The following is an 18,814-nucleotide window of genomic DNA, read 5'->3' as shown; positions in this document are numbered from 1 at the left end:
CGTTGTCCCTGCCGGGGCCCTGCGTCGGGTTTTGGGGGGGGGGGCGGGCTATCCCGCCGCCCCCCCACTCGCTGTTCTGGCCGCAGTGGGCCGAGTTGTCACCCGGCGGCGGGTCGCGGTCGCGGACGATCCCGAACAGGTGCAGCCCCGGTCGCCGGCCTGGTCACGTTCACCGGGGCGTCCATCGTGCTCAAGCAGCTGACTCGCCGCCCGGGACGGCGGTGATCACCACGTCCCCGCCGAGCCGGCCGTGCTCCGGGTCGCGGGTCACCGCCCCCGAGTCGAGCAGGCCGGTCACCGCCCGGGTCGCGTCGGTCGCCCGGTAGGGCGTGGCGGTGAGGGCGTGCCGGCGCAGCTCGGTGACCGTACCCGGGCCGTGGCGGTCGAGCTCGGCGAGCAGTTCCCGGGCCAGCGGGCCCGGGTCCGGCTCCGCGACGACGTCGAGGGGCCGCCCGCGCGGGTCGGCCGGGTCGCGGAGGCACGCCCCGGCGGCGACCGCCCAGAGCGCGTCCTTGAACGCCTGGAGGCTGCGGTCCGACGAGGTCGCGAACGCCACCCGCCACCCGTCGGACCCGCCGGACGCCGGCGAGCCGGCCACCGGGGCGGTCGCCGCGACCAGGTCGACCTCGGTGACCAGCGGGAAGCCGGCCGCGTCCAGCGCCGGCCGCAGGGGCGCACCGGGGCCGGTGACCAGCAGCAGGTCGGCCGGGCGGCCGGCCCGCGCGGCGGCCAGCAGGGCCGGCGTCGGGTCCGCGCCGTGGGCCACGGTCAGCAGCGGGGCGCCCACCGCCCCGGCCGCCTTGAGCGCCACCGGCAGCCGCCCCGGGTCGCCGGGCATGACGTGCACGGCCACCTCGGCGGGCAGGGTCGCCTCGATCGCGCCCAGCCGGGCCGGCAGCGCCTGGTCGCCGTCGGCCAGCACCAGGATGGTCAGCCGGAACCCGCGCAGCCGGTCGGCGAGGTCCGCCACCGCCCGCAGCGCGGCGTCCGCGCCCCCCGCGTCGGTCCCGGCGTACGCCAGGGCGAGGGTGGCCCGCCGGGCGCGGTGCAGCGCTGCGGGCAACCAGGCTTCGAGCTGTCGGGCGAGCAGCTCGCGCAGTGCGGTGTCGGTCGGCATGTTGTCGTTCTACCCCACCGGCCCGGGGCGCGGCTCCCCACCCCGGCGGTCAGGCCGGGACGGAGATGCCCACCCCACCGCGGGTCTGACCGCCGTAGCGCTGCCGCTCGCGGTCCAGGTCGAGCCGGCCGATCCGCTTGCGGGCGGCCAGGGCGTCGTCGTCGAGCCGGTCGGCCGGGATCAGCCAGACGATCTCGAACTCCAGCCCGTCCGGGTCCTGCCCGTAGAGGCTCTTGGTGGTGCCGTGATCGGAGCTGCCCACCAGGGCCCCGGCGGCGGCCAGCCGCTCGGCGGTGCCGGCCAGCTCGTCGAGGGTGTCGACCTCCCAGGCCAGGTGGTAGAGGCCGACGGTGGCCCGGCCCGCGGTGGAGCGGCCGGCGGCCCGGCCGAGCTCGAACAGGCCGAGGTCGTGGTCGTTGGTGGAGCCGGCGGCCTGGAGGAAGGCCGCGCCCCGGAACCCGTCGGGGGTCATCGGGATGACCCGGAAGCCCAGCACGTCGCGGTAGAAGGCGACGCTGCGGGCCAGGTCGGAGACGTAGAGGACGGCGTGGTTGAGGCGATGGATTCCCATGCCGCCCAGGCTAGCGCGATTTAGTTGAGCATTCAACAAGTTCGGTTATGCTGGGGTCCATGACCCGCTGGCTGGACCCTGACGAGCAACGAACCTGGCGGGCGTACCTCGCCGCCTCCCGGGCGCTGATGGACACGCTCGACCGCGAGCTGCAACGCGACGCGGGCATGCCGCACGCGTACTACGAGATCCTGGTCCGGCTCTCGGAGGCGCCCGACCGGCGGCTGCGGATGGGCGACCTGGCCGACGCGACCGGCTCCTCGCGCAGCCGGCTTTCGCACGCCGCCGCGCGGCTGGAGGCGTCCGGCTGGATCCGCCGGGAGGACTGCCCGACCGACCGGCGCGGGCAGGTCGCCGCGCTCACCGACGCCGGGCACGCCACGCTCGCCGCCGCCGCGCCCGGCCACGTCGAGGGGGTGCGCCGGCACCTCTTCGACGCGCTCAGCCCCGCCCAGGTCGACCAGCTTCGCCGGATCAGCGAGACGCTCTCCGACCACCTGACCGGATGATGACCGAATCGCGATAGTCGGGGGGTTGTACATATTGTCGCGGGACGGCCACGATGGGGCGTGTCCTCCGCCTTCGGTGATTTGACCCGCCAGGCGCACCACCTGGTGTCCGCCGGCGACCTGGCCGGCGCGCAACAGCTGCTCTCCGACGCGCTGAGCGACGCCGATCCGCGCCCCGACCACGCCTCCCCCGAGCTGGCCGACGCCGCCGGGCTCCAGGCCCGGGTGCTGGTCGCGCTGGGCGAGCCCCACTCGGCGCGCGGCTGGGCCGCCTTCGCGTACGCGGCCACGAGCCGGCTGTACAGCCCCTCCGACCCGCGTACGGTCTCGGCGGCGGCGACCCTCGCTGCGGTGCTGCACCGGGTCGGCAGCTACGCCCGCGCCGCCCGGCTCTACTCCGACGTCATCATCGAGCTGACCGCCTCCGACGGCCCGGAGTCGCTGCGGGTGCTGGCCGCCCACGCCGACCTGGCCACCGTCGAGTACGCCCGCGGCCAGTGCGGGGTGGCCCGGGAGCGGCTGCAGGACGCCTGGGAGCTGCACCGGGAGGTGTACGGGGACGGCCACCCCAGCGGCATCAAGATGCTGGCCCGGCTCGGGGCGATGCAGCGCGACTGCGGGGAGTTCGCCGAGGCGCACGACCACCTGGCCCTGGCCCGGGAGCTGTGTCGGCAGCACCTCGCCGTGGACGACCCGCTCGCCGTGCAGGTGGCGGGCCTGGCCCGGGCCGCTGCCAACCCCGACCACGTCTGCGCGCGGACGCCACCGGCCGACCGGGAGGAGCCGGCGGAGGCACCCGTGGTCCCGGCGGCCCGCGTTTCGCCGGCCGCCGAGGGGCCACCGGCGTACCAGACGGCGTGGCCGCCGGAGGACGACCCGCACCCGCCGGCCGTGCCCGCCCCCCGGACGCCCCCGGACGGGGCGGCCCACCACGGCGACGCAGGGGCCCCCGCGCACCCAGGGCTTGACGACGGCTGGCCCGGCGAGGCCCCCGGCCCCCCGGCCGACGACGATCCGTGGGTCAGGGAACACGCCGCACCCGGCGCCCCGGCCCGCGCCGTCGACGACGACCGGTGGCCCCGGGACGGCGACGCACGGGACGTCCGGCCGTACCCGGAGGACGACGGCCGGTGGCCCCGGGACGGCGACGCACGGGGGCCGTACCCGGAGGACGACGGCCGGTGGCCGGACGAGCCGGGATGGCCGGCCGCGAGCTCGCTGCCCCCGACGGTCGTCGGCCTGGCCGGTGCCGCCGACGAGCCGGCCGGGGTGCGGGCCGTGCGCCCGCCCGTGACCCGGGAGGACCGGTCCCGGCTGCTCCCGGTGCTGGTCCCCCGCCCGCCCGCGCCCCCGCCGCGCCGGCTCACCCCGCTCGTGGTGCTCGGCGGGGTGACCGTGGTGGTGCTCGGCACGGCGGCGGTGATCGCCGGGGTCGCCCGGGTCGGCGGCCCGGCACCCGGCCCGTCGCCCTCGGTCACCGCCCCGCCGGGCTCCGTCGCCCCGGGCGACGGCCCGTCCGGCGCCGCACCGTCCGGCGGAGCGCCGGCCAGCCCCCGGGCCGCCGCCTCACCCGGCACCCCGCCGGGCGGGTTCACCGTGCGGGACAACCGGGACAACATCGCGCTGCGCTGGACGTACCCAGCCGGCGCGAACGGGCCGGTGGTGCTCGCCAAGGGCCAGTCCGGGCAAGAGCCTCGCGCCTTCGAGACCCTCCCGCCGGGCAGCACGAGCTTGCTGGTCTACGGCCTGGACCGGGCCGACGACTACTGCTTCACCGTCGCGGTGGTGTGGTCCGTGGAGACCGTCGGCCGGACCAGCCAGGTCTGCACGAACCGCCGCTGACCGGGATGCGCGGCCGGCCGACCGGGCGCCGGGCCCGACACGTCGCCGGGCGGGGCGGGTGGGCCTCAGGCGGCCAGCGCGGTCAGGAAGGCGTCCGCGATGACCGCGTGGCCGGGCAGCCCCGGGTGCACCCGGTCGTCGGCCCAGCGGCTCGACGGGCTGTGCCGCAGCACCCGGTCGAAGGCGGCCTGGGTGGCCACGTGCACCGCCTCGAAGTCCTTGGCGAGGGCGGCCACCACGGCGGCGTACCGGTCGGTCTCGGCGCGCTGCGGCTCGTCGACGTCGGCCTCGATGAGGAACGGGTCGGCGAGGACCAGCCGGCACCCGGTGGCGTCCACGGCCCGGCGCAGCAGCGTGCGGAGGGTGCGCTCGTACTCGTCGATCGGCACCGCCTCGGCCTCCCGGCCCGGGCTGAACGCGCGCCAGATGTCGTTGATCCCGATCATCACGGAGAGCCAGTCGGGGCGCTCGCCGATCGCGTCGGCGTCCCAACGGGCCGCCAGGTCCCGGACGGTGTTGCCGCTGATCCCCCGGTTGACCCACGTCAGCTCGCGCTCCGGGTGCCGGGCGTCGACGAACGCGCGGACCAGGCTCGGGTATCCGACGCCGTAGGGGGCGGCGGCGTCCCGCCGGCCGCAGTCGGTAATGCTGTCCCCGATGAAGACGACCCGCTGACCGGCACCCAGCAACATCGCGCGCGACTCCGCCCCCCGGCGGCGGTGTCCCGCCCGACCGCTTGGTGGGAGAGGCCGTCGCACGGTATCTTTTGCAGTTCAGGCACAAAAAAGGAACGGCTGATAATCGCCGTTCCGATTGCAATCCTAATCACTAGGGAGACGGCTTGTCAAGGCACTCGGCGGGTCCCGACGAGCTACGGCACGACGACGAGATCGGCCCCGAGCAGGAGTACGTCTCCATGCTCTACGGCCGGCTGGACGGCATGCGGGAACAGGCCGCCCGGCGACTCGCCGAGGAACTGCACACCACCGGCGGCACCCTCCAGGCCCGGTCCCAGCGGGACAGCTCCGTGCAGATGTACGCCGAACAGGTCGAGCAGTTCTCCGCCGTCGAGAACGGGCTCTGCTTCGGTCGGCTCGACACCGATGACGACGCGCGCCACTACATCGGCCGGATCGGCATCTTCGACACCAGCGGCGACTACGACCCGCTGCTGATGGACTGGCGGGCCCCCGCCGCCCGGTCCTTCTACCTGGCCACCGCCGCCAACCCGCAGGGCGTACGGCGGCGGCGGCACCTGCGGACCCGGCAACGGAAGGTGACCGCCCTCAACGACGAGGTGCTCGACCTGGCCGCCGCCTCCCCCACCGCCCACGAGGAGCTGACCGGGGAGGCATCGCTCCTCGCCGCGCTCACCGCCGGCCGGACCGGCCGGATGCGCGACATCGTCGAGACCATCCAGGCCGAACAGGACCGGATCATCCGCGCCGACCTGCCCGGCACGCTGGTGGTCCAGGGCGGCCCGGGCACCGGCAAGACCGCGGTCGCCCTGCACCGCGCGGCGTACCTGCTCTACACCCACCGGGGTGCGCTCTCCAGCCGTGGCGTGCTGCTGGTCGGCCCGAACGAGACGTTCCTGCGCTACATCTCGCAGGTGCTCCCGGCGCTGGCCGAGACGGGCGTGCTGCTGCGTACCCCCGGGGACCTCTTTCCCGGGGTCAGCGCCCGCCGGACGGAGCCGGCGGAGGCCGCGGCGATCAAGGGCCGCGCGGAGATGGTGCAGGTGCTCGCCGAGGCCGTGCGGGACCGGCAGTGGGTGCCCGACGAACCGCTGGAGATCGAGGTCGAGCGGGAGGTGCTGCGGCTGGACCCGGAGACCGTCCGGGTGGCCCGGGACCGCGCCCGCCGCACCGGCCGGCCGCACAACCTGACCCGCGCGGTCTTCGACGTCGAGATCGTGCACGCCCTCGCCGACCAGGTGGCCGAGCGGATCGGCACGGACCCGCTGGGCGGGGAGAACCTGCTCGACGAGGCGGACGTCGCGGAGATCCGCCGCGAGCTGCGCGAGGAGCCCGAGGTGCGGGCCGCGCTGGACCGACTCTGGCCGGTGCTCACCCCGCAGCGCCTGCTCGCCGACCTGTACGCCGACCCCGCCCGCATCGCCGCCGCCGCGCCCGAGCTGACCGACGCCGAGCGGGCCCTGCTGCACCGCGAGCCGGGGGGCTGGACGCCGGCCGACGTGCCGCTGCTCGACGAGGCCGCCGAGCTGCTCGGCGAGGACGACCGGACCGCCGCCGCCCGCCGGCAACGCATCCGTGCCTTCCAACGCGAGTACGCCGAGGGCGTCCTGGAGATCGCCCGGGGCTCCCGCTCCATCGACGTGGAGGACGAGGCCGAGGGCGGCGAGATCCTCGGCGTCACCGACCTGCTGGACGCCGACCGGTTGCTGGAGCGCCAGGAGGAGTCCGACGGGCTGACCACCGCCCAGCGCGCCGCCGCCGACCGGGGCTGGGCGTTCGGGCACGTCATCGTCGACGAGGCGCAGGAGTTGTCGCCGATGGCGTGGCGGCTGCTGATGCGCCGCTGCCCGAGCCGATCGATGACGATCGTCGGGGACGTGGCGCAGACCGGCGCGCTCGCCGGCACGCCGTCCTGGGCGGACGCGCTGGAGCCGTACGTGGCACAGCGATGGCGGCTGGAGGAGCTGACCGTCAGCTACCGCACCCCGGCCGAGATCATGGCGGTGGCCGCCGAGGTGCTGACGAAGATCGACCCGCAGCTGCGCCCGCCGCGCTCCGTACGGGAGAGCGGGGTGCCGCCGTGGGACCGCCGGGTCGCCGAGGACCGGCTGGCCGCGGAACTGACCGGGGCGGCGGTCGCCGAGGCGGCCGAGCTGGCCGACGGGCGGCTCGGGGTGATCGTCCCCGCCGGCCGGGTCGACGAGTTGGGCACCGCCCTGGTCGCGGTGCTGCCGGAGGCTGCCGTCGGCGAGCACCCGGAGCTGGAGAGCCGGGTGGTGGTGCTGACCGTCGGGCAGGCCAAGGGGCTGGAGTTCGACTCCGTCCTGGTGGTCGACCCGGAGCGGATCGTGGCCGAGTCCCCGCGCGGGCACAGCGACCTGTACGTCGCCCTCACCCGCGCCACCCAACGCCTGGGCATCCTCCGCACCACCCCCTAACCCACCCACCCCCCACCCCCCACCCCCACCCGGGACGCGGCGCACTTTCACGGAATCAGTGGCCTTGCGACGCCGAACAGCCACTCATTCCGTGAAAGTGCGGGATTCACTCGTCGGTGAAGTCGCCGATCTGGCTGGCGCTGCTTGACTGGTCGCTCGTTGGACCGCCTGTGGGGGTGCTCAGGCCGCCCGTGGTGGCGTCGCCGGTGGTGGTCGGCGCTACCTTTCCCGGGTGCTGCTCCGGCTGCCGGGCCACCCGGCGGACGCTCGCCGGGCCGGCGGTGCCGCCGGTGGTGGTCACCGCGCCCTGGCCCCGGGTCGGGCCTCCGTCGCGCAGCACCTCCGGGTCGATCGGGACGTCCGCCGGGTCACCCGGATCCTCCTCCTGGAGGACCCGCGTCTCGTCGGTCTGCGGCACGGTGACCTCGTCGAGGGCCCCCGGGCCGTACACCCCGCCGGCGATCCGTTGCTCGGCCTTGCGGGCGGACTCCCGCACCATGTCGTCCTCACGCACGTCCATCACCTCGCAGATCTGTCGGATCGTCCTGCGTGCCCGGGTGCCCGCCGACCAAACCCCACGGCAGGCCCGCGCTGACGCCGTCATTCGGGGGCGGCGGGTGTTACCTCGCCGAACCCCCGGGTAGTCGGGGGTGCCCCCGCCGAGCACGAGAACCCTGCCGTGGCCGAAACGCGGTAGCGGGGCGAGGGAGCGCAGGTAGGACTCATCGCATCCTGAGGAGGATCAAGATGAGCACGCAGGCTGCATCCACCAGGCCGACGAACCGGACCCGGGAAGCGCCGAACCGCGCGATGAACGAAGCGCCCACGCGGCAGATGCCGATGATGCACGACGGGCACCGCGAGCCGATGCAGGCGCCGGGTACGGAGACCAAGCAGGCCTTCCTGACGACGGAGTTCTGGATCTACGTCGCCTCGGTGATCGGCGTGCTGGCCGCGTCGTACCTGGTCGGCAAGAACTCGGTCGGGGTGGACATCTTCCGCGCCCCGCAGGCCTGGTTCTTCATCACGCTGCTGTCCATCGGTTACCTCGGTAGCCGGGGTCTGGCCAAGGCCGGCAGCAGCTTCCGCAGCGGTGCGGAGCGCAAGAGCCGACACTGACCGCACGGATCAGATCCGAGCAGTACGGTGGCCCTCCGGGATTCTCCGGAGGGCCACCGTCGTCCTTCATGTCACTCCTCGTCGCCGCCGAAGCCCCAGTCCTCGGCGAAGTCGCCCTCGACCGCGTCCTCGATCATCTCGCCGGCGACCATCCCGCCGACGGCGCCGAGCGCCACGCCGGCGACGACGCCGCCCATCCCCACGCCCCGGCCGTGGCCGCCGTGCCCGTGGCCGCCGTGCCCGTGGCCGCCGTGCCCGTGCTGCATCGGGTAGCCGTGCGGGGCCCCGTAGCCGGAAGGCGCACCGAAGCCCTGGGCGCGCAGGCCGCCGTAGTGGGAGGTGGTCTCCCGGAGCCAGCCGTCGACGACCTGCGCCCAGTCGACCCGGTCGGCGTCGGTGTGCGCGACGCGGTACCGGCCGAAGACGTCGTGGCCGGCGCTGAGGAAGCCGCCCCGCTTGTCGCACTCCAGCACCACGTCGATGCCCTGCGAGCTGGTCACGAAGGTCAGCTCGACCTCGTTGATGGCCTGCGCGTACTGCGGCGCGGCGAAGAACTCGATCTCCTGGTAGAACGGCAGCGTCTGCTGCGTGCCACGGATGTGGCCACGCTCCAGGTCGGCGCCCTTGAACCGGAAGCCGAGCCGGGCGAAGGCGTCCAGGATGCGCTCCTGCACCGGCAGCGGGTGGACGTTGACCTGGTCGAGGTCACTCTTGTCGACCGCCCGGGCCACCGCCACCTCGGTACGCAGCCCCATCGTCATGCCGTGCAGGCGCTGGCCGTACACGTCGGTGATCGGGGTCTCCCACGGCATCGGAAGCTGGAACGGGAGCGAGAGTTGCTGCTTCGGGGCCAGCTCGAAGGCCCCGGCGACCGGCAGCCGGTGGAACTCCATCACGCCGGCGTACTCGCTGTCGCCGCTCTCCATCTCGACCCGGGTGACCAGGCCGACGACGATCTGCTCGATGGCCGCCGACGCGTCGCCGCCGACCAGGTTGACCCTGCCCTCAAGGGCGAGGCCCGGCCGGGTGTTCGGGTTGGTCAGGACGGTGTCCACAGTCGGACCGCCCACGCCGAACGCGCTCAACATCTTCTTGAAGACCATCGCCACTCCCGCATACGGGTGCGCGCTCCACGCTGGAGCGTCGCAGCTCACGCAGGTGACCGTAACCACTCGCGCTGTGAAGTGCCTGTGAGGGTCCCGGCGTGTCGCCCGGCGGCAGGGTTCCTTTCGAGCGCTATGGAGCTGCCCCGTCCATGCGCCCGGCCAGACCCGGCAGGGCCTGGCCGCACGCCTGGAGCTGATGTCGCGTCAGTGCGTCCGGCTGCCACCGGCGGCGAGGTGGAACTCGCCGTCCTTGACGCCGCCGACGAAGGCCGCCCACTCGTCGGCTGTGTAGACGATCGTCCCCGCGTCCCGCGCCTTGCTGTGCCGGACAGCCACGCGGCCGGACCCGTCGAGCACCGGCCCCGCCTCCACGCAACTCCCACCGTTGTCGTTGCTCTTGGTGCTGATGTGCCACGCAACCGGCGGCAGGGTCTCATTCATGACATGTCCTCCGCGATCATGGCGATCATCTCTGCCGACTCGGCTTCGCCGAGTGCGGCTTTCACAAGCCGATCGTACGCGTCTACGAACCGCTGCGATTTCGGCGCTTCCACGTAGAGCCGCCCACCCAGATTCTCCAGATAGGCGACCTCAGGGTAGGGAGAGGGAAGCGTGAAGAGGGTAAAGGTGCCGTCCATACCGGCATGCAGAGCGACTTCGGCAGGGAGCACCCGCACGTCGATGTTCCTGCGACGGATTAGCTGAGTGAGCTGGCGAAGCTGGTCCGCCATCGTCGTCTGGCCGCCGACGGGACGGCGCAGGACAGCCTCGTCGAGGACCGCCGCGATCCGGGTGGGTCCGTCGAGCACTCGCTGCCGCTCAATTCGGAGTTCTACCCACCGCTCTATCGTCGGCTCGGGGACCCCCGGTTCTGCAGCGTTGCGAATGACGGCCTCTGCGTAGCTCCGCGTCTGGAGTAGACCAGGCAGCAGGAGAGCGTTGTAGGAACAGATGCTGTCGGCTCGGTCTTCCAGCCAGGGATACTGGATGAAGGACGAGTCGACCACGTCGCCGTAGTCTTCGTCCCAGCGGTCGGTGCGCCACACCTCCTCGGCCAGGGCGAGGAGCCGGGCCCGCTCGGCGGCGTTGTGGAAGCCGTACAGGTCGAGCAGGGCGGTGACGTCGCCCTTGCGGATGGGCCAGTCCGCCCGCTCGTAGCGGCCCAGCGCCGACATGTCGCGTTGCAGGTGCTCCGAAACGAGCTTCAACGTCATGCCCCGCGCCTCGCGCAGCGCCCTCAACTGCTGGCCGAGCCATTGTGCGCGCAGCGTCCGAACGAACGGCTTGTGCGGCATGATCCACCTCTCGAAAAAGTTGGCGAGGCCCGCGAAGGAACCATTGCTCCAGTTCGAGCCCACTGGAAATGTGGTCTTCGGGTGAGGGTGATCACCGGCCCCGGGGACACCCGGCGCAAGCACGGCAACCGCGGCTGTGCCAACAGCCGAGAAGGTGACGAGAGACGGCTTCGCGTGTGGCAGACGCATACCGGTTCTCGTCGGGTCTCAACATGGAGCCGCTTTCCGCGTGCATTCCGGCTCCGACCGACTTGATGAATACCTATCACGGAGAGGCGGGTCCCCGCGACCCTGACCTGTCCGGAAATCAGCACCACCCACCGGCAGCCCGGTGAGCCGTACTCGCCGATTGAGGCTGCGGTCGCCGGGCGGGGCGGCCCTGCCCGGAACTCCCCCTCCGCCAGGGCCGCCCCATCCACCAACCATGGAGGCGACCGATGACCCGAGGAACCGTCTACGGCGGCACACCACCGCTGCGGCTGCACCCGAGACACGTGCGCGACCGCCAGTTCCCCGCCGCCGGCTTCGGCCGCCGGGGACTCGACCCCCGGGAGGTACGCCGCTTCCTGCACCGGGTCGCGCTGGAACTGGCCGCGCTGAACCAGGACCTGACCCGGCTCAGCGAGGAGAACACCCGGATCAAGCGGGCGCTGCGCGACTGGCAGAGCGCCCAGGCCCGACGGTGCCAGTCGTGACCCCGGGACCGGCGCACCCCCCGGCCGGCGTTTTCGCGCCGCTGCCCCGGGCCGCCGTCGAGGCGTTCACCGGGGCGGACGATCCCGCGCCCCGCCACGTGATCCACCTGCCGGTGGCGGTCGCGGACCTGGCCGGGGCGCTTCGCCTCGCGTACGCGCTGGCCCGTTCACTGACGTCGTTGCCGCAGGTCGAGGCAGGCGGCACCACCGTCTCCGCCGAGGACGCCCAGCACGTACGGCACTGGGTGTTCTGCGACCGGATCATGCCGGGCCGCCGGCGCTGCGCCCGCCGGGCCGACCACGACGGGCCGTGCGACCCAGTGGGCCCGGGAGCTGAGCGAACGCCGCGAAGTTGAGCGAATTCACCGTCGCTGTCTTCGACGCCACGACCCCGAGTTCGTCAGGGTTGACAGCGCCGAACGGGCGGGTAACTTAAGCTGCCTACGATTTCATGTTGATCGATCTTTACCGAGAGCCGGGGGCTCACGCTGGGAGCGTCCACGGGATGACGATCGTCCACCTGCGCCGGGCGCGGACCAGCCTGGTGCTCGACGCGCGAGGGCCGGGGCTGCCCCGGGTCGCCCACTGGGGCGCCGAGCTCGGCCCGCTCGCCGCCGACGACCTGTCCGCGCTCGTCGACGCCGGCGTCGCGCCGGTGGTGCCGAGCAGCTTCGACGCGCCGACCGTGCTGTCCCTGCTGCCCGAGGCCAGCGCCGGCTGGAGCGGCCGGCCCGGGCTGGCCGGGCACCGCGACGGCGCCGCCTGGTCCACCGCGTTCCGGCTCGACGCCCTCGACGTGACCGACGACGACCCGACCGGCTCCGCCCGGGTCACCGTGACGGCGACGGACCCGGCCGCCGCGCTGGCGCTGACCGTCACCGTCGAGCTGGACCCGACCGGGCTGGTGCTGCTGCGGCATGCGCTGCGCAACGACGGCGACTCCCCGTACGAGCTGCGGGAACTGACCCCGGTGCTGCCGGTGCCGGCGGTCGCGGTCGAACTGCTCGACCTCACCGGCCGGTGGTGCCGGGAACGCAGCCCGCAGCGGCACCCGTGGCCGATGGGCGCGTGGGTCCGGGAGGGCCGGCACGGCCGGACCGGGCACGACGCGACGCTGCTGCTGGCCGCCGGGACGGCCGGGTTCGGGTTCCGCCACGGCGAGGTGTGGGCGGTGCACACCGCGTGGAGCGGCGACCACGTCACCGTCGCCGAGCGGCGGCCCACCGGCGAGTCGACGCTCGGCGGCGGGGAACTGCTCGCCCCCGGCGAGGTGCTGCTCGCCCCCGGCGGGTCGTACACCACTCCCCTGCTCTACGCGGCGTGGTCCGACGCCGGGCTGGACGGGCTCAGCGACGTGCTGCACGCCCACCTGCGGGCCCGGCCGGGGCATCCCCGCTCCCCGCGTCCGGTGACCCTCAACGTGTGGGAGGCGGTCTACTTCGACCACGACCTGGACCGGTTGCGGGCCCTCGCCGACCACGCGGCGCGGGTCGGGGTGGAACGGTTCGTGCTCGACGACGGGTGGTTCCGGGGCCGCCGGCACGACTGGGCCGGGCTCGGCGACTGGCACGTCGACGAGACCGTCTGGCCGAACGGGCTGCAACCGCTGATCGACCACGTGCGCGGCCACGGCATGCAGTTCGGCCTCTGGGTCGAGCCGGAGATGATCAACCCGGACTCCGACCTGTTCCGCGCCCACCCGGACTGGGTGCTGGCCGCGCCCGGCCGGCTGCCGCCGCAGTGGCGGCACCAGCAGGTCCTCGACCTGGCCCGCACCGACGCGTACGACCACCTGCTCGGGCTGCTCGACGCGCTGCTCACCGCGCACGACGGCATCGCGTACCTGAAGTGGGACCACAATCGGGACCTCACCGAGGCCGGCCACGCCGGGCGGCCGGGGGTGCACGCGCAGACCCTCGCCGTCTACCGGCTGCTCGACGAGCTGCGCCGCCGCCACCCGGGAGTGGAGATCGAGAGCTGCTCGTCCGGCGGCGCGCGGGTGGACCTGGAGATCCTGCGCCGCACCGACCGGGTCTGGGCCAGCGACTGCAACGACGCCCTGGAGCGGCTGGCCATCCAGCGCTGGACCGGGCTGCTGCTCCCGCCGGAGCTGGTCGGCAGCCACGTCGGGCCGGAGCGCTCGCACACCACCGGCCGGGTGCACGACCTGGGGTTCCGGGCCGCCACCGCGCTCTTCGGCCACTTCGGGATCGAGTGGGACATCGGCGCGGTGGGCTACCAGGAGCGAGCCGAGCTGACCGCCTGGGTGGCGCTGTACAAGCGGATCCGCCCGCTGCTGCACTCCGGGCGGGTGGTCCGGGTCGACCACCCGGACCCGGCCGTCTGGGCCCACGGCGTCGTCGCCACCGACAAATCCCGGGCGGTGTACGCCGTGGCGCGGCTGGCCACCTCGGTCGCCCAGATCCCGGGCCCGGTGCGGCTGCCGGGGCTGGACCGGGCCCGCCGGTACGCGGTGCGTCCGGTGGCCGGCGTGCCGGAGCCGGCCGTGTTGCAGCTCACCGAGCCCGGCTGGCTGCCCGACGGGGTCACCCTGTTCGGCGCGGTGCTGGGGTCGGTCGGCCTCCAGCTTCCCGCCCTGCACCCCGCGCAGACCCTGCTACTGGAGGTCGACGCGATCGGCTGACGCCCGCCGCTTTGATATCGGCAGCCCGGCCTCGCGAGGCGTCCGTGGCCCACCACCGGCCGCTCGGGGGCGGTTGCCGCGCCGACTCAGGAGGTCCAGCCTCCGTCGGAGGCGACGACGGCCCCGTTGACGTTGATCGCCTCGTCGGAGCCCAGCCAGCAGACCAGCGTGGACACCTCGGCGGGCGTGGCCGTCCGGGTGACCCGTCCGAACGACCGCTCCAGACGCTCGTACGCCCACGGAACCTTCGGCGCGGAGCTGCGGCCGATGTTGGTCTGGACGCCGCCGGGGCAGACCGCGTTGGCCCGGACGCCGTCCTCGGCGTACAGGTTGGCGATCGAGCGGGTCAGGCCGACCAGCGCGTGCTTCGAGGAGACGTACGCGCTGCCGGCGACCGCTCCGGTGAGGCCACCGATGGATGCGACGTTGACGATCGCACCCCGGCCCCGCGCCGTCATCAGCGGCAGCATGGCCCGGCACAGCCGCATGGGACCGGTGAGGTTGACCGCCAGGACACGGTCCCAGGTGGCGTCGTCCAGTTCCGTGACGGGGAGGAAGTGGTCCATGACCCCCGCCACGTTGGCCAACAGGTCGACGCGTTGGTCCGGCAGCGCGGCGACGATCCGGTCGACGTCGGCCTGCACCGTGATGTCGGCGACGATCATCGTCCCGGGTTGGCCGCCCTCCTCCACCAGCTCGGCGGTCGCGGCGAGACCCTCGGCATCGACGTCACAGCCGACGACCGTGGCTCCCTCCACCGCAAGCTGCCGGGCGACCGCCTGCCCGATACCCGATCCGGCTCCGGTCACGACCGCGACCCGTCCGGCGAAGCGCTGCTCGCTCATGGTCATTCTCCATTCCCCGGCCCCCGCGGCGGGCTCATCCGTCCATGTCCCGCACGGGAAATCCCTCCTAACCATGCTGTCAGGAGAGGCTGGACCGCAGGGCCGAAAGCCCCGGGCGGGTGGAGGCGAAGGGCGCTGCTGCGCTTTGGCTCCCAGCCGCGGCAGAGCTCCGGTGTATCGCGCCGGCCAGCAGGGGACGTCCCGGCGGGAAGATCTTCGCGGAAATCTCCGCCGCCGTTGTCGAGAACCGGAGTGGCGGCTTCTACCTCGGGGTGCGAGCACCGAGAATCGGTGCGCAGGCATGAGGAGCGAACCATGAAGTACATGCTGTTGATGCAGTTCAGCGCCCAGAACACCGACTTCCCGTCGATCGACACCTGGACGCCGGAGGAGATCCAGGCGCACATCGGGTTCATGGTGGACACCAACGGCAAGCTCGCCGCCGACGGTGAGCTGGTCGACGGCCAGGGGCTGGCCGGCCCGCAGCAGGCCCGGATCGTCCGGGCGGGCGCGGGCGGGGCGCCGGTGATCACCGAGGGGCCGTTCGCCGAGACCAAGGAGTTCCTCGCCGGCTACTGGATCGTCGACTGTGAGACCCCCGAACGGGCGGTGGAGATCGCCGCGCACATCTCCACCGCCCCCGGCCCCGGCGGCCGGCCGGTGAACATGCCGATCGAGGTGCACCCGATCATGTCGGGCCCGCCGCAGGAGATGTGACGCCTGACCGCACCGGACCGGACCGTCGAGGACCTGCTGCGCGAGCTGGCGCCGCAGGTCCTCGGCGTGCTCGCCCGCCGGTTCGGCGACTTCGCCACCGCCGAGGACGCCGTCCAGGAGGCACTACTCGCTGCGGCGACGCAGTGGCCGGCCGAGGGGTTGCCGGAACACCCCCGGGGCTGGCTCGTGCAGGTCGCGTACCGCCGGATGATCGAACTGGTGCGCGCCGAGGCGGCCCGGCGCGACCGGGAGGACCGCGCGGCCCGGCGGGAGCCTGGCCACCGCCACGCCACGCCGGCCGCCGACGAGCCGTCGACCGCGGACCGGGACGACACCCTGGTCCTGCTCTTCCTGTGCTGCCACCCCACCCTGTCGACGGGGTCGGCGATCGCGCTGACCCTGCGGGCGGTGGGCGGTTTGAGCACCGCCGAGATCGCCCGCGCGTTCCTCGTACCCGAGGCCACCATGGCGCAGCGGATCAGCCGGGCGAAGCAGCGCATCCGCGACTCCGGGATTCCGTTCCGGCTGCCGGACCCGGCGGAGCGGGAGCAGCGCCTCGCCACCGTGCTGCACGTGCTCTACCTGATCTTCACCGAGGGGCACAGCGCGAGCATCGGCCCGGACCTGCGCCGGGCCGACCTGTCCGAGGAGTCCGTCCGGCTCACCCGGGCGGTGCACGCACTGCTGCCCGACGACGGCGAGGTCGCCGGGCTGCTCGCGCTGATGCTGCTCACCGACGCCCGCGCCGCCGCCCGGACCGGCCCGTCCGGCGAGTTGATCTCCCTGGCCGACCAGGACCGTGGTCGATGGGACCCGTCGGCGATCGCCGAGGGGGTCGCGCTGGTCACCCGGGCGATGGCGCGGGGGCCGGTCGGCCCGTACCAGCTCCAGGCCGCCGTCGCCGCGCTGCACGACGAGGCACCCAGCGCCGAGGCGACCGACTGGCCGCAGATCCTCGCCCTGTACGGGGTGCTGGAGCGCCTGTCCGGCAACCCGGTGGTCGCGCTGAACAGGGCGGTGGCCACCGCGATGGTGCACGGCCCGGCCGTCGGGCTCGACGCCCTCGCCGTCCTGGACGCCGACCCCCGGCTGACCGGGCACCACCGGCTGCACGCGGCCCGGGCTCACCTGTACGAGCTGGCCGGCGACACGCCAAGCGCCGTGGCCCACTACCGGGCCGCCGCCGACCGGACGACAAGCCTGCCGGAGCAGCACTACCTGCGGATGCGGGCCGCCCGCCTCGACGGACCGGCCGGCTGAGCCCGGGCGCCCCACGCGGATCAGGGCCGCCCGCCTCGACGGACCGGCCGGCTGAGCCCGGGCGCCCCACCCCGCCGCCGAGGTGACGGTCGACGTACCCGGAGGACCTGGCGGGGGATTCGCCGCCGCCCGCGTACCGGACGGGAGGTGGCCGGGCCCGTGCGGACCCGGCCACCGGTGGCTTCGGTCGGTCAGCTCGCGGTGCAGGTGACGGCGGGGACGGCGTTGGTGCCGCCCACGCTGCCGAGGAAGCCGAAGCTGGTGCTGGCCCCGGCGCCGAGCCTGCCGTTGTAGGCCACGTTGCGGGCGGTCACGGCCGCCCCGCTGCTGGTCACCGTGGCATTCCAGGACTGGGTGACGGTCTGGCCGTTGGCGTACGTCCACCTCGTCGTCCAGCCGGTGATCGCGGCGGAGCCGGCGGTCACCTTGACCTCGCCCTGGAAGCCGCCCTGCCACTGGTTGACGATCGTGTACGTCGCCGCGCAGCCGCCGGTCGGCGGGGGCGTGGTGGGCGGCGGGGTGGTCGGGGGCGGAGTGGTCGGGGGCGGAGTGGTCGGGGTGACCCCGCCGTACACCGAGGCCTCCTTCGCGGTCGCCCTGATCCCGTTGGCACCGTTGAAGATCCGCTGACCCCAGGTGGTCAGGGCCGCCGGGTTGAAGTTGGTGGCCATGTCGAGGTACTCGACGCCGCCGCCGTTGCCGCTCCACGACCAGCCGAGGTAGCCGATCCCGTTGGCCTGCGTGTACGACAGGATGGTGTCCTCGTCCGGGTTGCCGTCGGAGTGGTCGAAGCCGAACTCGCCGACCACGATCGGCAGCTTCGCGGTGCGGAACCGGCCGAGGTAGTCGCTGATCTCCGCAGCGGTGTCGAAGACGCCGTACATGTGGATCGAGAAGACGGTGTTCTTCTGCGGGTCGGCCGCGAAGACCGACGCGGCGTTGTCGCGCATGGTGAACGACCAGTCCTGGCCCCAGTTCGGGGCGTCGACCATGATGGTGTGGGTCAGGCCGGCGGTGCGCAGCCGCTTGATCGCGTTGGCCGAGTCGGTCGCCCACGTGCCGTAGCCCTGGTTGCCGTACGGCTCGTTGCCGATGTTGACGATGACGTACTTCTCCTGGCCGGCGAGGGCGCTGGAGATGCTCAGCCAGTAGTCGACCGCCCGGTCCAGGGTGATCGCGCCGCTCTGCTCGCCGTACCCGGTGGTGTCGTGCACCTCCAACACGCAGATCAGCTTGTTGGCCTTGCACAGCGAGATGACGTTGGCGACGTCGGCGGCGTCGTTCTTGGCCCAGCGGTCGCCGCTGGCCAGCACCACCCGCACGGTGTTCGCGCCGAGCGCCTTGATGTTGGCGAAGGAGCTGGTCTGCTGCTGGTACCAGGTGTGGGCGTGGTTGACGCCGCGCATGACGAACTCGTTGCCGTTGGCGTCGTACAGCTTGCCGTTGGCGACCGAGAAGCCGGCGGCGGCGTGCGCCGGCTGCCCGAAGGCGAACACGGCGGCGAGGACCGTCAGCAGGGCGATGCCCGCGACGGAGAGACGTTTTCTCATGGCCTTCCTCAGGGAGGGTCACCCCCGTGCCCAAGCGGGGGTGCGGTGGTGGTGACGACAGGAAGGCGACTGGCCCGTCAGCCGCCCGTCCGGCTCCCGACGGCGCAGGGATCAGCGTAGGCCGATGACCCGCCCGGAGCAACCGGTTCAGTGAATGGCCGATCGACGGTCAAGTCCCGTTGGCGGCCCGCACGCCTGCGACACCTACCCGGGCCCGGCCGAACAACCAGCGGCACCCCTCGCAAGACACCCCACCCCCGCCCCGGAGACCACCGCCCCCACCGGGAAAGGCTGCACCATCCACCTGAACCGGTTAAGCCTCGCCCTCCGTGCACCCCACTCGTTCACGGAAAGAGTGGCCATCCTCGCCGGAATGACCACTCTTTCTCAGAAAGCGCGGGCACAGGC

The 18,814-nt window shown here is 73.6% G+C and carries 18 protein-coding genes; 9 read left to right on the top strand and 9 right to left on the bottom strand.

The genetic code is table 11. The annotated features are described in order from the left end of the window. Positions 1-190 precede the first annotated feature (190 nt). Both GVV04_RS29795 and GVV04_RS29790 read right to left on the bottom strand, forming a co-directional pair. Positions 191-1,117 (bottom strand): hypothetical protein, encoded by a 927-nt coding sequence (locus GVV04_RS29795; protein WP_161692332.1) that lies wholly within the window; start codon positions 1,115-1,117, stop codon positions 191-193. A 49-nt stretch (positions 1,118-1,166) separates the two neighbouring features. After that, positions 1,167-1,688 carry a VOC family protein gene (locus GVV04_RS29790; protein WP_161692331.1) on the bottom strand — a complete coding sequence of 174 codons (522 nt, stop codon included), beginning with the start codon at positions 1,686-1,688 and terminating at the stop codon, positions 1,167-1,169. Between the two features lie 47 nt (positions 1,689-1,735). On the opposite strand from GVV04_RS29790, the gene GVV04_RS29785 reads away from it, so the two are divergent. Both GVV04_RS29785 and GVV04_RS29780 read left to right on the top strand, forming a co-directional pair. Beyond that, complete coding sequence (locus GVV04_RS29785; protein ID WP_201754361.1) at positions 1,736-2,197, top strand: MarR family winged helix-turn-helix transcriptional regulator; 462 nt, start codon at positions 1,736-1,738, stop codon at positions 2,195-2,197. Between the two features lie 60 nt (positions 2,198-2,257). Further along, positions 2,258-4,039, top strand: coding sequence for a tetratricopeptide repeat protein (locus GVV04_RS29780; RefSeq protein ID WP_161692330.1), 1,782 nt, complete (start codon positions 2,258-2,260; stop codon positions 4,037-4,039). A gap of 65 nt (positions 4,040-4,104) precedes the next feature. Here GVV04_RS29780 and GVV04_RS29775 read toward each other — a convergent pair whose 3' ends face one another. Further along, on the bottom strand, positions 4,105-4,731 hold the full coding sequence (locus tag GVV04_RS29775) for an SGNH/GDSL hydrolase family protein (protein WP_161692329.1): 627 nt from the start codon (positions 4,729-4,731) through the stop codon (positions 4,105-4,107). A 224-nt stretch (positions 4,732-4,955) separates the two neighbouring features. Between GVV04_RS29775 and GVV04_RS29770 the strand changes: the two genes are divergently transcribed. Further along, on the top strand, positions 4,956-7,175 hold the full coding sequence (locus GVV04_RS29770; protein WP_161692354.1) for a HelD family protein: 2,220 nt from the start codon (positions 4,956-4,958) through the stop codon (positions 7,173-7,175). Between the two features lie 106 nt (positions 7,176-7,281). On the opposite strand, the gene GVV04_RS29765 is transcribed toward GVV04_RS29770, so the two are convergent. After that, positions 7,282-7,689 carry a hypothetical protein gene (locus GVV04_RS29765; RefSeq protein WP_161692328.1) on the bottom strand — a complete coding sequence of 136 codons (408 nt, stop codon included), beginning with the start codon at positions 7,687-7,689 and terminating at the stop codon, positions 7,282-7,284. Between the two features lie 233 nt (positions 7,690-7,922). Here GVV04_RS29765 and GVV04_RS29760 point away from each other — a divergent pair, with 233 nt between their 5' ends. Further along, positions 7,923-8,294 carry a hypothetical protein gene (locus GVV04_RS29760; protein WP_161692327.1) on the top strand — a complete coding sequence of 124 codons (372 nt, stop codon included), beginning with the start codon at positions 7,923-7,925 and terminating at the stop codon, positions 8,292-8,294. 71 nt (positions 8,295-8,365) lie between these two features. On the opposite strand, the gene GVV04_RS29755 is transcribed toward GVV04_RS29760, so the two are convergent. From GVV04_RS29755 to GVV04_RS29745, 3 genes are all read right to left on the bottom strand, one after another. Continuing rightward, a complete protein-coding gene (locus GVV04_RS29755; protein ID WP_161692353.1) occupies positions 8,366-9,397 on the bottom strand; it encodes a sporulation protein in 1,032 nt (343 codons plus the stop codon). A 207-nt stretch (positions 9,398-9,604) separates the two neighbouring features. Continuing rightward, a complete protein-coding gene (locus tag GVV04_RS29750) occupies positions 9,605-9,841 on the bottom strand; it encodes a DUF397 domain-containing protein (protein ID WP_161692326.1) in 237 nt (78 codons plus the stop codon). After that, positions 9,838-10,695 (bottom strand): helix-turn-helix domain-containing protein, encoded by an 858-nt coding sequence (locus GVV04_RS29745; protein WP_161692352.1) that lies wholly within the window; start codon positions 10,693-10,695, stop codon positions 9,838-9,840. Before GVV04_RS29745 ends, GVV04_RS29750 begins: the two co-directional genes overlap by 4 nt. Positions 10,696-11,132: 437 nt before the next feature. Here GVV04_RS29745 and GVV04_RS29740 point away from each other — a divergent pair, with 437 nt between their 5' ends. The 3 genes from GVV04_RS29740 (at position 11,133) to GVV04_RS29730 (ending at position 14,034) form a co-directional block, all read left to right on the top strand. Beyond that, entirely contained in the window at positions 11,133-11,390 is a 258-nt protein-coding gene (locus GVV04_RS29740; RefSeq protein ID WP_161692325.1) for a DivIVA domain-containing protein, read from the top strand. Positions 11,391-11,488: 98 nt separating this feature from the next. Then, the gene (locus GVV04_RS29735; RefSeq protein WP_161692351.1) at positions 11,489-11,746 is read left to right on the top strand and encodes a hypothetical protein; all 258 of its coding nucleotides are present in this window, start codon (positions 11,489-11,491) and stop codon (positions 11,744-11,746) included. A 149-nt stretch (positions 11,747-11,895) separates the two neighbouring features. Next, positions 11,896-14,034, top strand: a complete 2,139-nt coding sequence (locus tag GVV04_RS29730; RefSeq protein WP_161692324.1) for an alpha-galactosidase — start codon at positions 11,896-11,898, stop codon at positions 14,032-14,034. A gap of 86 nt (positions 14,035-14,120) precedes the next feature. Here GVV04_RS29730 and GVV04_RS29725 read toward each other — a convergent pair whose 3' ends face one another. Further along, positions 14,121-14,879 (bottom strand): SDR family NAD(P)-dependent oxidoreductase, encoded by a 759-nt coding sequence (locus GVV04_RS29725; RefSeq protein WP_161692323.1) that lies wholly within the window; start codon positions 14,877-14,879, stop codon positions 14,121-14,123. 315 nt (positions 14,880-15,194) lie between these two features. On the opposite strand from GVV04_RS29725, the gene GVV04_RS29720 reads away from it, so the two are divergent. Both GVV04_RS29720 and GVV04_RS29715 read left to right on the top strand, forming a co-directional pair. Next, a complete protein-coding gene (locus GVV04_RS29720; RefSeq protein WP_161692322.1) occupies positions 15,195-15,596 on the top strand; it encodes a YciI family protein in 402 nt (133 codons plus the stop codon). A gap of 3 nt (positions 15,597-15,599) precedes the next feature. Beyond that, the gene (locus GVV04_RS29715) at positions 15,600-16,856 is read left to right on the top strand and encodes an RNA polymerase sigma factor (RefSeq protein ID WP_161692350.1); all 1,257 of its coding nucleotides are present in this window, start codon (positions 15,600-15,602) and stop codon (positions 16,854-16,856) included. Between the two features lie 191 nt (positions 16,857-17,047). On the opposite strand, the gene GVV04_RS29710 is transcribed toward GVV04_RS29715, so the two are convergent. Continuing rightward, entirely contained in the window at positions 17,048-18,406 is a 1,359-nt protein-coding gene (locus tag GVV04_RS29710) for a cellulase family glycosylhydrolase (RefSeq protein ID WP_161692321.1), read from the bottom strand. Between the last annotated feature and the right edge of the window lie 408 nt (positions 18,407-18,814).

Origin of the sequence: Micromonospora rubida (assembly GCF_009908295.1) — a bacterium.
Taxonomy (GTDB): Bacteria; Actinomycetota; Actinomycetes; order Mycobacteriales; family Micromonosporaceae; genus Micromonospora; species Micromonospora rubida.
Note: the sequence above shows the minus strand (reverse complement) of the source record. Positions and strands in the feature narration are given on the sequence as shown.

What these genes read in the sequence shown, in the direction of transcription:
- GVV04_RS29795 (WP_161692332.1), bottom strand. Translation starts at nt 1,117, where the DNA reads ATGCCGACCGACACCGCACTGCGCGAGCTGCTCGCCCGACAGCTCGAA.
- GVV04_RS29790 (WP_161692331.1), bottom strand. Translation starts at nt 1,688, where the DNA reads ATGGGAATCCATCGCCTCAACCACGCCGTCCTCTACGTCTCCGACCTG.
- GVV04_RS29785 (WP_201754361.1), top strand. Translation starts at nt 1,736, where the DNA reads ATGCTGGGGTCCATGACCCGCTGGCTGGACCCTGACGAGCAACGAACC.
- GVV04_RS29775 (WP_161692329.1), bottom strand. Translation starts at nt 4,731, where the DNA reads ATGTTGCTGGGTGCCGGTCAGCGGGTCGTCTTCATCGGGGACAGCATT.
- GVV04_RS29770 (WP_161692354.1), top strand. Translation starts at nt 4,956, where the DNA reads ATGCTCTACGGCCGGCTGGACGGCATGCGGGAACAGGCCGCCCGGCGA.
- GVV04_RS29760 (WP_161692327.1), top strand. Translation starts at nt 7,923, where the DNA reads ATGAGCACGCAGGCTGCATCCACCAGGCCGACGAACCGGACCCGGGAA.
- GVV04_RS29755 (WP_161692353.1), bottom strand. Translation starts at nt 9,397, where the DNA reads ATGGTCTTCAAGAAGATGTTGAGCGCGTTCGGCGTGGGCGGTCCGACT.
- GVV04_RS29750 (WP_161692326.1), bottom strand. Translation starts at nt 9,841, where the DNA reads ATGAATGAGACCCTGCCGCCGGTTGCGTGGCACATCAGCACCAAGAGC.
- GVV04_RS29745 (WP_161692352.1), bottom strand. Translation starts at nt 10,695, where the DNA reads ATGCCGCACAAGCCGTTCGTTCGGACGCTGCGCGCACAATGGCTCGGC.
- GVV04_RS29740 (WP_161692325.1), top strand. Translation starts at nt 11,133, where the DNA reads ATGACCCGAGGAACCGTCTACGGCGGCACACCACCGCTGCGGCTGCAC.
- GVV04_RS29730 (WP_161692324.1), top strand. Translation starts at nt 11,896, where the DNA reads ATGACGATCGTCCACCTGCGCCGGGCGCGGACCAGCCTGGTGCTCGAC.
- GVV04_RS29725 (WP_161692323.1), bottom strand. Translation starts at nt 14,879, where the DNA reads ATGAGCGAGCAGCGCTTCGCCGGACGGGTCGCGGTCGTGACCGGAGCC.
- GVV04_RS29720 (WP_161692322.1), top strand. Translation starts at nt 15,195, where the DNA reads ATGAAGTACATGCTGTTGATGCAGTTCAGCGCCCAGAACACCGACTTC.
- GVV04_RS29710 (WP_161692321.1), bottom strand. Translation starts at nt 18,406, where the DNA reads ATGAGAAAACGTCTCTCCGTCGCGGGCATCGCCCTGCTGACGGTCCTC.